The 12,396-nt window shown below is 59.0% G+C and carries 13 protein-coding genes; 10 read left to right on the top strand and 3 right to left on the bottom strand.

What is annotated here, in order from left to right:
* Position 1: 1 nt before the first annotated feature.
* Positions 2-1,099, top strand: coding sequence for an SAM-dependent methyltransferase (locus tag A8B82_RS23255; RefSeq protein ID WP_067298064.1), 1,098 nt, complete (start codon positions 2-4; stop codon positions 1,097-1,099).
* Here the strand turns inward: A8B82_RS23255 and A8B82_RS23250 are convergent.
* A complete protein-coding gene (locus A8B82_RS23250) occupies positions 1,048-2,106 on the bottom strand; it encodes a zinc ABC transporter substrate-binding protein (RefSeq protein ID WP_067298061.1) in 1,059 nt (352 codons plus the stop codon). The genes A8B82_RS23255 and A8B82_RS23250 overlap by 52 nt on opposite strands.
* A gap of 56 nt (positions 2,107-2,162) precedes the next feature.
* Here A8B82_RS23250 and A8B82_RS23245 point away from each other — a divergent pair, with 56 nt between their 5' ends.
* The 3 genes from A8B82_RS23245 to A8B82_RS23235 are packed head-to-tail and all read left to right on the top strand — an operon-like array spanning position 2,163 to position 4,233.
* The gene (locus tag A8B82_RS23245) at positions 2,163-2,681 is read left to right on the top strand and encodes a Fur family transcriptional regulator (RefSeq protein ID WP_067298058.1); all 519 of its coding nucleotides are present in this window, start codon (positions 2,163-2,165) and stop codon (positions 2,679-2,681) included.
* Entirely contained in the window at positions 2,678-3,445 is a 768-nt protein-coding gene (locus A8B82_RS23240; protein ID WP_067298056.1) for an ATP-binding cassette domain-containing protein, read from the top strand. Before A8B82_RS23245 ends, A8B82_RS23240 begins: the two co-directional genes overlap by 4 nt.
* Complete coding sequence (locus A8B82_RS23235; RefSeq protein ID WP_067298054.1) at positions 3,445-4,233, top strand: metal ABC transporter permease; 789 nt, start codon at positions 3,445-3,447, stop codon at positions 4,231-4,233. Before A8B82_RS23240 ends, A8B82_RS23235 begins: the two co-directional genes overlap by 1 nt.
* A gap of 92 nt (positions 4,234-4,325) precedes the next feature.
* Here the strand turns inward: A8B82_RS23235 and A8B82_RS23230 are convergent, their stop codons facing one another.
* The gene (locus A8B82_RS23230; protein WP_067298051.1) at positions 4,326-5,552 is read right to left on the bottom strand and encodes an MFS transporter; all 1,227 of its coding nucleotides are present in this window, start codon (positions 5,550-5,552) and stop codon (positions 4,326-4,328) included.
* A gap of 79 nt (positions 5,553-5,631) precedes the next feature.
* Here A8B82_RS23230 and A8B82_RS23225 point away from each other — a divergent pair, with 79 nt between their 5' ends.
* Entirely contained in the window at positions 5,632-6,051 is a 420-nt protein-coding gene (locus tag A8B82_RS23225; RefSeq protein ID WP_067298050.1) for a helix-turn-helix domain-containing protein, read from the top strand.
* A gap of 18 nt (positions 6,052-6,069) precedes the next feature.
* On the opposite strand, the gene A8B82_RS23220 is transcribed toward A8B82_RS23225, so the two are convergent.
* Complete coding sequence (locus A8B82_RS23220) at positions 6,070-7,167, bottom strand: Hint domain-containing protein (RefSeq protein ID WP_067298047.1); 1,098 nt, start codon at positions 7,165-7,167, stop codon at positions 6,070-6,072.
* Positions 7,168-7,395: 228 nt separating this feature from the next.
* Here A8B82_RS23220 and ehuR point away from each other — a divergent pair, with 228 nt between their 5' ends.
* The 5 genes from ehuR (at position 7,396) to A8B82_RS23195 (ending at position 12,396) form a co-directional block, all read left to right on the top strand.
* The gene (gene ehuR, locus A8B82_RS23215) at positions 7,396-8,820 is read left to right on the top strand and encodes a MocR-like ectoine utilization transcription factor EhuR (RefSeq protein WP_235604782.1); all 1,425 of its coding nucleotides are present in this window, start codon (positions 7,396-7,398) and stop codon (positions 8,818-8,820) included.
* Positions 8,821-8,916: 96 nt separating this feature from the next.
* Positions 8,917-9,936, top strand: coding sequence for a TRAP transporter substrate-binding protein (locus tag A8B82_RS23210; protein ID WP_067298045.1), 1,020 nt, complete (start codon positions 8,917-8,919; stop codon positions 9,934-9,936).
* A 147-nt stretch (positions 9,937-10,083) separates the two neighbouring features.
* Complete coding sequence (locus A8B82_RS23205; RefSeq protein WP_067298043.1) at positions 10,084-10,656, top strand: TRAP transporter small permease; 573 nt, start codon at positions 10,084-10,086, stop codon at positions 10,654-10,656.
* Between the two features lie 2 nt (positions 10,657-10,658).
* Positions 10,659-11,945 carry a TRAP transporter large permease gene (locus A8B82_RS23200; RefSeq protein ID WP_067298040.1) on the top strand — a complete coding sequence of 429 codons (1,287 nt, stop codon included), beginning with the start codon at positions 10,659-10,661 and terminating at the stop codon, positions 11,943-11,945.
* A 13-nt stretch (positions 11,946-11,958) separates the two neighbouring features.
* Entirely contained in the window at positions 11,959-12,396 is a 438-nt protein-coding gene (locus A8B82_RS23195; protein WP_067298038.1) for a universal stress protein, read from the top strand.

Raw genomic sequence — 12,396 nt, 5'->3', positions numbered from 1 at the left:
CATGCACAGCTTTCCCATGTTCATCCGCACCACCAACCGCCGTGTCGTGATTGCGGGCGGCGGGGAGCAGGCGGCGCAAAAGGCGCGTCTGATGCTCAAGACTGATGCGCGACTGGTGCTGCTGGCACCAACCCTGGACGCCGAACTGGCTGATCTGGTTGCAACAGGTCGCGCAACCCAGGATGCGGGGCCAATCACGCCTGACCATTTTGCCGATGCCGCCTTGGTCTTTATCGCCACCGGCTGTCCCGGTATGAATGCGGCCCTGCATGCGCTCGCCAAGGCGGCAGGGGCACAGGTCAATGTTGTTGACCAGCCCTCTCTCTGCGACATGACAACCCCCTCGCTCGTGGACCGCGATCCGGTTGTTGTGGCGATCGGAACCGAAGGGACGGCCCCGGTGCTGGCCCGCCAGATCAAGACAGAGGTCGAGCAGATGCTGGACCCCCGGCTTGGGACCTTTGCGGCCCTGGCCGGGCGGCTGCGCAGGACGGTTGCGGCAAATATCCCAAAGCCGGACCGTCGGGCGTTCTGGCGATGGGCCTTTGCCGATGCCCCGTGGCAGTTGCACAAGACCGGACAAGAGCGCGCCGCCGCCGACCTGTTGAAACAGACAATCGCGACACGAGACCTGCCGGTGCGACAAGGTCAGATTGCATTTGTGGGCGCAGGCCCCGGTGCGCGCGATCTGCTGACCCTCAGGGCCGTTCAGCGATTGCAGGAGGCCGACGTGATCTTTTACGATCAGCTTGTCGATCCTGCGGTGCTTGAACTCGCCCGCAGAGATGCAGAGCGCGTCTTTGTCGGAAATGTTGCGGGCGCTCATACCTGGCCACAAAAGCATATCTGCAACTTGATTGTCGCCGAAGCCACCAAAGGCCGCCGCGTTGTTCGTCTGGAAACCGGCGATCCGGGCATTTCCAGTCGCGCCATTCAGGAAATAGAAGCCGCATCTGCCGCAAATATCCCCATCGAGATTGTTCCCGGTGTCACGGCAGCAAGTGCTGCTGCTACCCTTGAACAACCTCAGCGGGGAATGTCAGACAGTCAGAGGCAACCCGCCAGCGACGTGGCCAGATTACGCAAAAGCTGCGGATAGAGGTCAGCCCCCGGATCCAGGCTAGAGCCCAACGGGTCCATCACCCCTGTCTTCGCATCCGAGCCATCCATGACCGAAGCCACGATCCCCGGATTGAATTGCGGCTCTGACATGATGCAGGTGACATTCTGATCTGCGACGCGCGCCTGGATCTCGGAAATGCGCGCCGGGCTCGGGTCGGTCGCATCAGAGACCGAAATTGCGCCAGACGCCGGGAAATCGAAGGCCGCCTCAAAATACTGGTAGGCGTCGTGGAAAACGATGAAATTGCCTCCGCGCACGGGTTCCAGGATGCTGTTGATTTCGGCGCGCAGACTCGACAGTTCTTCGCGTCCCGCCGCGGCATTTGAAAAATACGCGCCGGCGTTATCCGGATCAGCCGCAGAAAGCGCGGCGGCGATCGCGTTCAGCCAGGCTGAACCGTTGTCCGGAGACAGCCAAAGGTGCGGATCATGGTCGCCATGACCGTGGTCTGCGTGATCATGGCCTTCATGCGCATCCTCATGTTCGTCGGCATGATCCGCGTGATCGCCATGGTCGTGCCCCTCGTGGTCCGCAGCATGCTCGGCGTGATCGCCATGATCATGTTCTTCATGTTCCGCGGCATGGTCTTCATCGCCGTGCCGATGCTCCTCGAACAGCGCACCTTCTCGTATCGGCAGTTCTGTGGTGCCATCGGCCTCCGTCAGTTCCACGACTGTCGCATCTTCGGCCAGGGCTTCGATGGCATCCTCCAGCCACGGCGTCAGATCATGTCCGATCCAGAACACCAGATCCGCGTTCTGGAGGGCGGTCGCCTCAGAGGGGCGCAGGCTGTACTCATGCGGGCTGGCACCCGGTGCCACGATCAGCGACGGCTCCCCTACCCCTTCCATGACACGCGCCACAAGCGAATGCACCGGCGCGATATCGGCGGCCACATCCGGTACATCCGCGAGGGCCGTTCCGGCCAGCAGCGCGGCTGCAAGCGACGCCGCACTGGTCAAGGGCGCGAGGTTTCTGGACATTTTCAACTCCATGTGATTTTATAACGTTACAGGTCGGATACAGGAAATGTAATAACATGACAAGTAGATCGCAAACAGATCTTGGATCGCCGTCAGATCCGGTCGGTTTTGACAAGCACGACCATGCCGATTGTATCAATACCGGAGTGGCTGCAGCCGAGGCGCATTGCGCAACCAACCAGCTTCGCTTCACGCCGGTGCGGCGTAAGGCGTTGGAAATCCTGCTGCAAGAGCATCGCGCACTTGGCGCTTACGAAATGCTTGACCGGCTGCGTGACGCCGGTTTCGGATCGCAGCCGCCTGTCGCCTATCGGGCGCTTGAATTCCTTGTAGCCAACGGTTTCGCACATAAGATCGAGCGGCTGAACGCCTTTATTGCCTGTGCCCATCCCGGCGCCACCCATTCTCCTGCCTTCATGATCTGCAGAGCCTGCGATTCGGTTGCCGAAGCGCAATCGGCACCGGCACGCGGCACTCTTGGAGACGCTGCACGCGCGACGGGATTCCAGATCGAACGCACCATGGTCGAAGCCGTTGGCCTCTGTCCGACCTGCGCGGAGAAGGCCGCACAATGAGCCTTGTCACCGTTGAAGACATCAGCGTCGGCTACGGGGCCGACACGGTACTGGCGCATGTTTCACTTGCCATCGAGCCGGGCGAGATCGTGACCATTGTTGGTCCCAACGGGTCCGGCAAGACGACGCTGTTGCGCTCTTTGATCGGCGCGGTGCGCCCCGCATCCGGCCGGATCATCCGCAAACCCAATCTGCGCATCGGATACGTTCCACAAAAACTGCACATCGACCCAACCTTGCCAATCACGGTTGAGAGGTTCCTGCGCCTGCCCGGCGGGATACGTCGCGGCGCGAGTACGCGGGCGTTGTCACGGGCCGGTGTACCGGATTTGTCAGGGCGCCAGATGTCCGGCCTGTCCGGCGGCCAGATGCAGCGGGTTCTGTTGGCGCGCGCGTTGATCAGTGACCCCGAGCTCCTGCTTCTGGACGAGGCGACCCAGGGCCTTGATCAACCCGGCTCTGCCGCCTTCTATCGCCAGATCGAAGAGGTGCGCAAAGATACCGGATGTGCCGTGCTGATGATCAGTCACGAATTGCATGTGGTGATGAGCGCATCAGACCGCGTGATCTGCCTGAACGGACATGTCTGCTGCGAGGGCACGCCCGACATCGTCTCGGCCGCGCCGGAATATCGCGCGCTCTTCGGCTCTGGCACCGGCGGGGCGCTGGCCCTGTACCGGCATGATCATGACCATGCGCATGATGAAACCTGTGATCACGACCACGACCATCCACAACGCACCAAATCCGAGGCCGCTGAATGATGCTGGACGATTTCATGATCCGTGCAACACTGGCTGGTGTCGGTGTGGCCTGTGCCGCAGCCCCCCTGGGCAGTTTTGTCGTCTGGCGGCGCATGGCCTATTTCGGTGACGCAACAGCCCATGCCGCGATCCTTGGCGTGGCCCTGTCGCTGGCGCTGAACATGTCGATCTTTGCCGGAGCGGTGGCAGTCGCTTTGGTGATGGCCCTGACCGTGACGCTGCTGACGGGGCGCGGCTACGCGATGGACACCCTGCTGGGCGTTCTGGCCCATTCCGCGCTTGCCTTCGGGCTGGTTGCGGTGTCGTTCCTCTCGGGCATCCGCATCGACCTGATGGCCTATCTGTTCGGGGACATTCTGGCGGTGTCGCGCGGCGATCTGGCGGTGATCTGGGGCGGTGCGGCGATGGTTGTCGGGCTGATCGGCTGGCGCTGGTCCGCGCTGCTGACATCGACGCTCAGCGAAGAGCTTGCCTATGCCGACGGCATAGACCCCAAGCGCGAACAATTGGTTCTGACCCTGGCGCTGGCCGTTACTGTCGCCGTCGCGATCAAGGTTGTCGGTGTCCTGCTGATTGCGGCGATGCTGATCATCCCCGCCGCCGCCGCCCGCCCGCTGTCCCGCACCCCCGAAGAGATGGCGCTGATCGCCGCCGTGATCGGGGGCGGGTCGGCCATAGTCGGATTGCGTGCCGCCTATGTCCTGGATACCCCAGCCGGGCCGTCCATCGTCTGCGTTGCAGCCGTCATATTTCTGATGACAAGCGTGCTGAGGGGGCTGCGCGCCTGACCGCAATGTTCGCGAACAGGATTGCGCGGCGAAGCTGTGGCGGCGCTGGCGGTTGGCACGAGGCATCTGACGACCGTGGCCCGTACCTTCCATCACGCCTCGACGACATCCCTCGATAAGCCCCGCGTGATCCATAACGCGGCAACCATTGACGCGCCTGCAATCATGAATGTCAGTTGCATGCCATTGCCAATCGCACCCGGTGCTGCGGCTTCGATGCTGCCCGCTCCTGCACCAAAAGAAAATACAGCGCCCATGACCGAAGCACCACCGACAAGCCCAAGATTGCGTGACAGGCCAAGCAGGCCCGACACTGCTCCGCGCTCGGCGTCAGGTACGTTTGCCATTGCCATTGTGTTATTGGCCGATTGGAACATTTGGTATCCCGGCGTCAGGATTGCGATGGCGGCGATATAGCCGACAATGCCGGACTTCATCGGGAGGATCGACAATGCAAATGCTCCGATGGCCAGCCCGACGAGCCCGATCAGAAGCACGCGCTGTGCACCCCAAAAATCAACGAGATAGCCAGAGGGCACGCCGATGCAGATTGAAATAACGGGTCCAACTGACATCACGAGACCGACAGAAACTGGGCTGAGCCCAAGCACAAAGCCAAGAAAAAACGGCCCCACGAGCAGAGTGGCCATCATCAAGTTGGCCACCAGAAGATTTGCGGCCATACCGGGGATGACACCCGTTTCACGTAGCGCGGCAAACCCTCTGCGCGGCGACGTGACGCCCGGCGCTATCGACGGCAGAAACCACCACGCCAGACCAGCCGCTCCCAAACCGATCGGGACAAGGATAAAGAAGACAAATGGCCAACCGGCCAGGCCGATCAACAGACCGCCCAGCGACGGCCCCAGCGCCGTGCCAACCGCCGACATGGTCGCGAGCAACCCCATGATGCGCCCGGCACGTCCGCCATTGACCGTCTCCCTGACCATGGCGATGGTCAATGTCATCAGAAAAGCCGAGCCAATGCCCTGAACCGCCCGTGCAGCGACCAAAATCCAAAGGCTGGGTGCCAATCCACACAGAGCCGATGCCAGCGAGAAGACGACCAGCCCCAGCAGCAGCATCCGCCGACGGCCAAATAAATCCCCAAGCCGCCCGGCGAGCACCACGAAAAGTGTGAGCGCCACAAGATAGGCAATCACGATCCACTGCACCTGATGAAACGGTGCCTCAAAAGCCACCGCGAGGGTTGGCAGAGCGATATTGGCGATGCTGGTTCCCAGCGACGCCAGCAGCATTGACAGCGACAGGCACGCCAATGCGCCAAACCTTGCAGCCGTCTGTTCGGTTGATTTCATGACCTTCAATTTGCATCTCCGCTTGCCAGATGTGGTGTGAGCAGGCATCCTACGAATTCAAGTCAACTTGAGGTCAAGTATGAAAATGCTCGATATCGGCGAGGTGTCGCAAAAAGCGGGTATCCCGGCTTCGACGCTGCGCTACTATGATGAAATCGGCCTTATCTCGTCGGTCGGTCGGCACGGGCTTCGACGGCAGTTTGCACCTGATGTGCTGTTGCGGCTCGCACTGATCTCGATGGGCAAGTCAGCGGGCTTTTCTCTTGAGTACATCTCGGGAATGTTCGGCCGCGACGGAAAGCCGGACCTGCCCCGTCAGGAATTGCACAACCGCGCGGACGATCTGGATCGACAAATCCGCGAGCTGACAGCCCTCCGCGATACCATCCGGCACGTTGCAGATTGTCCGGCAACCTCGCACATGGAATGCCCGACCTTCAGACGTCTTGTTGGCACCATAGGTCGGCGAAAATCAAGAAAGGCAGGGGCGCGTTCTTAGCACGGCATTCCCCTCAATCTAAGGCCCGTGGACATTCGAGTTCGCGCGATGCGCTCTGACCTGTTGACTTCGCACATCCATGGAGCTCAAAACCGGTTCCCACTTTTGAGCGATATGATCCAGGGACGGGATCGGAGTCGGCAACGTCTTGCAGGCATAGCGTGCGGCGAGCGCGCAACCGTCGCGAACAGTCAGGATCGGTCGCGCCGCCGTATTTGCGCCTGGGGGGCCAAAAATCCGGTGGAGACTCTGTTGCTCGGAGGGTGCGAGACCGCGCAGCGCCATCGGCCCCGAATGCAGGCTTTCCGTCAAGACGCCATCGACCATGATGATCTCATGGCGGTCGAAAACCAGATGCAGGTATTGGATTGCCTGTTTCCCACGCATCACACGCACCCCGCGCAGTGCAAGCATGGACTTGGCGGGCACCAGAACCTCTCCGCGTCGGTCGCATCGCAGCAACAGCCGGTGCTGCGGGGACACAACCAACCGCCCGCCCCTGCCGATGGTCCCCGCCGGGATCAGGATCGGCTTGTGGGGATGCGGTCCGGCGGGAAACTCCAGGTAACGACATGCCACCATGCGGAGCGGCTGGGCACCATGATCGAGTGTCCAGACCATCTCACCTTCGCGCAACTGCTCGACCGGAACTTCGCCTCGCTCTGTCCGAACTTGTGCGCCCGGCGTAAAACAAGCCGGGCTGTAGGACATACTGGCACTGTCCTGGACCGCAACAATGGTCAGGTTTTCGCCCGTCGGCGGCGTATCACCAACAAAGGAAAACCCGTAGACCGTGACATTATCGTTATTGACGGTGACCGCCGCCAGTTCATATTGATTGCCGAGCGAGTCTTCCAGCGTCAGCATATATTCGTTTTGAATATTCGTCCCGGCCCCAAACCAAAGAAAGTCGTCGGTTAACGACTGGCTGGAATCATCATCATCGAAACTGCCATCGTCATCAGTAACCGAGACGGTGTCGATCGTCGCCCATGGATAGATGAGGATCGCGTCCGTTCCCAAATTCCAGCTGCCGCCATTGGGAGAGTGAACAGCCCCCCAATTCGAGGTGTTCATCTGGGACAGTTCAAAGAAACTGAGGTCAAAATCTGGCATGGCACCACTGCTGTTTTTTCGCCCGGACCATCGCATAGGTCAGTTAACCAGTGCTGAACGTCTTGATCGGCAGCGATTGCCAGTGGCGACCCGACCGGACAAAGCCAGCACCCGGCAGACCCCACACCGGTCAAGGGCAATGTCAATCCTACCCCGGTGAGGTCACGCGAACGCACCCGACACCCGCATGCAAGGTGGGCTCCCCTCGCTGTCCAATGATCCCCTTGTATGGTCCGGTTGATTGAACAATATTGTCGCATGACAAATTGGTTGCCCTCCCGAGATTCGCTCAAGTCCCCGCTGCACACCAGCCTTGCTCAGACCATTGCTGATGCAATCTATGACGGTCGGCTGTCACATGGAGGGAAATTACCAACGCATCGACGGCTGGCCGATGATCTGAAGCTGAGCGTGAATACCGTCAGCAAGGCCTATGACATCCTGCGCCGCCAGAACCTGATAGACGGTCAGATTGGACGCGGCAGCTATGTCGTGGACTCAGTCAAGTCCGAGGAACAGCCCTTCAAGCTGGAATCCGAACCGGAAACCCTGTTTGATATGTCCATTTCACGGCCATTGTTCAATCGCATGCATGTCGACGCGATGCAGTCGACTCTGAAAGCGATGCAAACCGATCTTGACCCAGCGCTTTACCTTTCGACGCGGCCCAATATCGGTCACGAAAGACACCGGAAGGTCGGCATCAAATGGCTATCGGCATGTGGCCTCGAAACGCGCCCTGAAACGGTTTTGATGACGAATGGGGTAACGCACGGCTTGTCTGCCGCACTGTCAGCAGTCCTGCGCCCCGGTGATGTCATCCTGTCGGACATGGTAACCCACCATCTTTTGGTTTCGAGCGCGGCATATTTTGGATATCGCCATATTGGCCTGGAAACTGATGAGCATGGTATTCTGCCTGATGAATTGGCGAAAGCCTGCGCAGAGTTTTCGCCCAAGGCATTGTATCTGCTGCCATCTTTGGCCAATCCCAATGTGCATATGATGCCCGACGAACGACGTCGGCAGATTGCGGAAATTGCGCGCCGACACGGGTTGTACATAATTGAGAACGACGTGTTCGGCCCGGTCGCGCTGGATCGCCAGACGCCGGTTTCGCAATTCGCGCCCGAACTTTCGATCTACCTGACGAGTTTCACAAAATGCACGGTCAGCGGGTTGCGTGCGGGCTATGCTGTCGCGCCGGACCACCTGTTACCGGCGATAACGGCCCGGCTGATGGTCTTTGGCTGGATGGCAACCCCGCTGATCTGCGAACTGGCGTCGCGCTGGGTGGAAGACGGCACAGCGCTGGCGCTGGCAGAATGGCAGCGGGTGGAGCTTGAGAAGCGACACAGCATTGCGTCACAGGAGCTTTCCAGATTCAATTGGAAGGGTCATCCGTCCGGGCTGCATCTTTGGTTGCAACTCCCGCCGGACTGGGATTCGACCTCCTTCAGCTCCCATGCCCGGCAATTGAATGTGGCTGTGTCACCGGAATCCCCGTTCCTTGCGCCCAAATCCGCACCCAGAAACGCCGTGCGTGTTTCTTTGGGCAGCATTCGTGACGCAGACCGTTTTCGACAGGCGCTCAGACTGCTGGCCGCCTTGCTGTCGCGCCCGCGCGAGCCGCTTCCGCAGTTCGCTTCTTAGGATTGTCCCACAACAATAAATAAATTGACTCACAGTTCAATGTTCGGAAACTGATGTGATATCGCAAACTGAACAAATGATAACTGGGAGAACAGTATGACTGTAATCGCACGCACGACGTTGCGCATGTGCGCCCCGCTGATGGCGGCGTTGCTGATGGGAGGCATGGCACATGCCGACAACTGGCGCTATGCCATGGAAGAAGGTCTGACAGATCCGCAAGGATTGTATGCAACCAAATTCAAAGAAGAAATCGAAGCCAATTCTGACCATACAGTGCAGATCTATCCAGTTGGCTCGCTCGGCGAATCCGCTGACGCAATGGAACAGGCCCAAGCCGGTCTGCTGCAGTTCATCGACCAATCACCGGGCTTCACCGGCGCTTTGATCCCCGAAGCCGAGGCGTTCCTGGTTCCCTATATCCAGCCGACGGACCCTGAGGTGGTACGCAAATTCTTCAAGGAAAGCGTCGCCATCAACGAAATGTTCCATGGCATCTATCGTGAGCAGGGCCTTGAGCTTCTAGCGGTATTCCCTGAAGGCGAACAGGTTGTCACAACGATGGAAGAGTTCCGCACGCCCGAGGATCTGGAAGGGATGAAAATCCGCACCATGACATCGCCGCTGCTGCTGGAAACCTATACCGCCTTCGGCGCATCGCCGATTGCCATGGCATGGGGCGAACTGATCGGCGCGTTGAAAACCAACATGGTTGACGGGCAGGAAAACCCGGCCATCTGGATCGAAGCCTATGGGCTCGACAACCTGACCAAGGTGATGACCTATACAGGCCACGGCCAGTACACCACTGCGGTCATGGCCAATGCCGACTTTTATGACGGGCTGAGCGACGAGGACAAAGAACTGGTTCAGAACGCATCCCAGGCAGCACATGACTATATCCTTGATGTCGCGGTCGAGCTGGATGCAACCGGTCTGGCCAAGATCAAGGAAACCAACCCCGACTACACCATCGTTCGGCTGACCGAGGAAGAACGCGAAGCCTTCAAGGAGCGCGCGAAAGCGGTTGAGGAGGCGTTCGTGGAACGTGCAGGCGAGCGTGGCGCAGCGATCCTGGAGCAGATGAAGAAAGACCTGGCTGCAGCCCAGCAGTAATTTGCCAAATCGGGCGCATCGCGCGCCGGAAATCGGCCAATTGCGGGCCCAGACCGGATGTCCGGGCCCGCAACGACTTTACTGACAGGCTCGAAATGCAAGAACGGGGCGTGCCACCAAGTCGGCACATGTCCGCGGGGAGTAACCATGAGCAATACGACGCAAAAACGGGCGGGATTGGCCGGTATTATTGATACCATCGACAGCGGCATCGCCGCGCTCGAACGGATCATCATGGCGACCGGCGTGATCCTGATGGCAATCAACACCATCGCCAATGTGGTCAGCAGGTTCGTATTCAACCATTCCATCATCTTTGCCGAAGAGCTGAACAGCATCTTCATCCTGTTGGTGACCTTTGCCGGAATTGGTTACGCGGCACGCCATGGGCGGCATATCCGGATGTCCGCAATCTCCGATGCGCTGCCGGAGCGGGCCAGAAAAATCCTGATCATCATCATCACTGCAGTGACCGCCGTTCTGCTGCTGGTTCTCGCCTGGTATGCGGTGCAGTACATCATCAGCCTGCAGGCCAAGGGGCGGGTTTATCCGGCGCTCGGGATACCGATCTATATCAGCTATCTATGGGTGCCGATTGGCCTTTTTGTGACGGGCATTCAATACGCGCTGACCTTTCTGCGCAATCTTCAGGAACCTGAAATCTACCTGGCAACCGACCTGCGCGAGGCGGATGCGCAGGAATTGGAATTGGAGCTTTAACGATGGCACTCGTGATGTTTTCCGTAATGATCGTGCTTCTGCTTATGGGCTTTCCGATGATGGTTCCGCTGATCGCCGGGGCGTTTATCGGCGTTATCGAACTATTTGGCACGATCGACAAAACCGAATTCATGATCCAGCAGATGCTGGGGGGTATCCGGCCCTCCTCGCTGATCGCTGTGCCGATGTTCATCCTCGCCGCCGACGTCATGACGCGCGGGGAATCTGCCGGGCGGCTGATCGACATGGTGATGGCCTTTATCCGGCACATCCGGGGTGGTCTGGCTGTCAGTACAGCTTCGGCATGCGCATTGTTCGGGGCCGTCTCGGGCTCTACCCAGGCCACGGTTGTGGCCGTCGGCACGCCGCTGAGACCACGGATGCTGAAAGGCGGCTACAAGGACTCGTTCGTGCTGGCCCTGATCGTCAACTCAAGTGACATCGCCTTTCTGATCCCGCCCAGTATCGGCATGATCATCTATGGTGTCGTAGCCAAAGCCTCGATCCCCGAGCTGTTCATCGCGGGCCTCGGCCCCGGATTGCTGATCCTGTTCATGTTTTCGATTTACAGCATGGTCTATGCAAAGATTAACAACGTCCCGACCGAACCAAAGGCCAGCTGGAGCGAACGGCTCACTTCGGTGAGACGCGCCCTGTGGCCGCTCGGGTTCCCGGTTCTGATCATTGGCGGCATCTTTTTCGGCATCTTCAGCCCGACCGAAGCCGCTGCGATCAGCGTGGCCTATGCGGTTATCCTTGAGACATTTATTTTCCGCACGATGAAGATAACAGATTTGTACCATGTCGCCCTGTCGACGGGCATGGTCACGGCTGTGGTCTTTATCCTTGTCGGCGCAGGGGCGGCCTTTGCCTGGGTGCTGTCCTTTGCGCAAATTCCGCAGCAGATTCTAAGCGCGATCGGTGTTGATGAGATGGGGCAGATCGGTGTGCTCTTCACCATTGCCATCGCCTTTTTCATTGGCTGCATGTTTGTTGATCCGATCGTGGTCATCCTGATCTTTGTCCCGATCTTTGCGCCGGTGGTTGAAAAGACGGGTCTTGATCCGATCCTTGTGGGCACGCTGATCACATTACAGGCCGCCATCGGTTCGGCCACGCCGCCGTTTGGATGCGATATCTTCACGGCAGTCGCTGTCTTTAAACGCCCTTATCTGGACGTGATCCGCGGCACCCCGCCCTTCGTGGTTATGCTTCTGAGTGTCTCGGTCTTGATGATCTTCTTCCCGCAGATCGCGCTGTTCCTGCGCGACGTCGCCTTCGCCAAGTAAACGGAGCACGGATATGTTCAAATCAATACTGATCGCCTTTGATGGTTCCGAAGGATCGCAATCCGCGTTGCGCAAAGGGGCGGAACTGGCAAAGCTAAGTGGTGCCGAACTGACAGTTCTGACACTTTATCGACACCATTCCGTGCTGGAAGGATCCATGTATGTGAATGACGCGGAAAAACCCGACGATGTTGACGAGATCATGAAGACGCATGCCAAGGAGGTCGCCGAGCGCGGCGCTTCCATTGCGCGCGAAAGCGGCTGCGAAAAGATCAGAGCCTTTGTCAAAGGGGGTCCCACGGCCCGGACAATCGTCAGCTTTTCGCAAGAGCATAAGAATGACCTGATTGTTATGGGCAGCCGTGGCATGGGGTCGATCGAGGGGTTCTTGCTGGGGAGTGTCTCTCACAAAGTGACAAGCCTCTCGAAATGTCCGGTACTTGTTGTGTGA

It is taken from the genome of Sulfitobacter sp. EhC04 (assembly GCF_001650875.1).
Lineage (GTDB): Bacteria > Pseudomonadota > Alphaproteobacteria > Rhodobacterales > Rhodobacteraceae > Sulfitobacter.
This window is presented reverse-complemented; position numbering and strand designations above follow the sequence as displayed.

Coding starts and splice junctions, on each gene's coding strand:
- A8B82_RS23210 (WP_067298045.1), top strand. CDS start 8,917: ATGACTGTAATCGCACGCACGACGTTGCGCATGTGCGCCCCGCTGATG.
- A8B82_RS23205 (WP_067298043.1), top strand. CDS start 10,084: ATGAGCAATACGACGCAAAAACGGGCGGGATTGGCCGGTATTATTGAT.
- A8B82_RS23250 (WP_067298061.1), bottom strand. CDS start 2,106: ATGTCCAGAAACCTCGCGCCCTTGACCAGTGCGGCGTCGCTTGCAGCC.
- A8B82_RS23220 (WP_067298047.1), bottom strand. CDS start 7,167: ATGCCAGATTTTGACCTCAGTTTCTTTGAACTGTCCCAGATGAACACC.
- A8B82_RS23240 (WP_067298056.1), top strand. CDS start 2,678: ATGAGCCTTGTCACCGTTGAAGACATCAGCGTCGGCTACGGGGCCGAC.
- A8B82_RS23255 (WP_067298064.1), top strand. CDS start 2: ATGCACAGCTTTCCCATGTTCATCCGCACCACCAACCGCCGTGTCGTG.
- A8B82_RS23235 (WP_067298054.1), top strand. CDS start 3,445: ATGCTGGACGATTTCATGATCCGTGCAACACTGGCTGGTGTCGGTGTG.
- A8B82_RS23200 (WP_067298040.1), top strand. CDS start 10,659: ATGGCACTCGTGATGTTTTCCGTAATGATCGTGCTTCTGCTTATGGGC.
- A8B82_RS23225 (WP_067298050.1), top strand. CDS start 5,632: ATGAAAATGCTCGATATCGGCGAGGTGTCGCAAAAAGCGGGTATCCCG.
- A8B82_RS23245 (WP_067298058.1), top strand. CDS start 2,163: ATGACAAGTAGATCGCAAACAGATCTTGGATCGCCGTCAGATCCGGTC.
- A8B82_RS23195 (WP_067298038.1), top strand. CDS start 11,959: ATGTTCAAATCAATACTGATCGCCTTTGATGGTTCCGAAGGATCGCAA.
- A8B82_RS23230 (WP_067298051.1), bottom strand. CDS start 5,552: ATGAAATCAACCGAACAGACGGCTGCAAGGTTTGGCGCATTGGCGTGC.
- ehuR (WP_235604782.1), top strand. CDS start 7,396: ATGGTCCGGTTGATTGAACAATATTGTCGCATGACAAATTGGTTGCCC.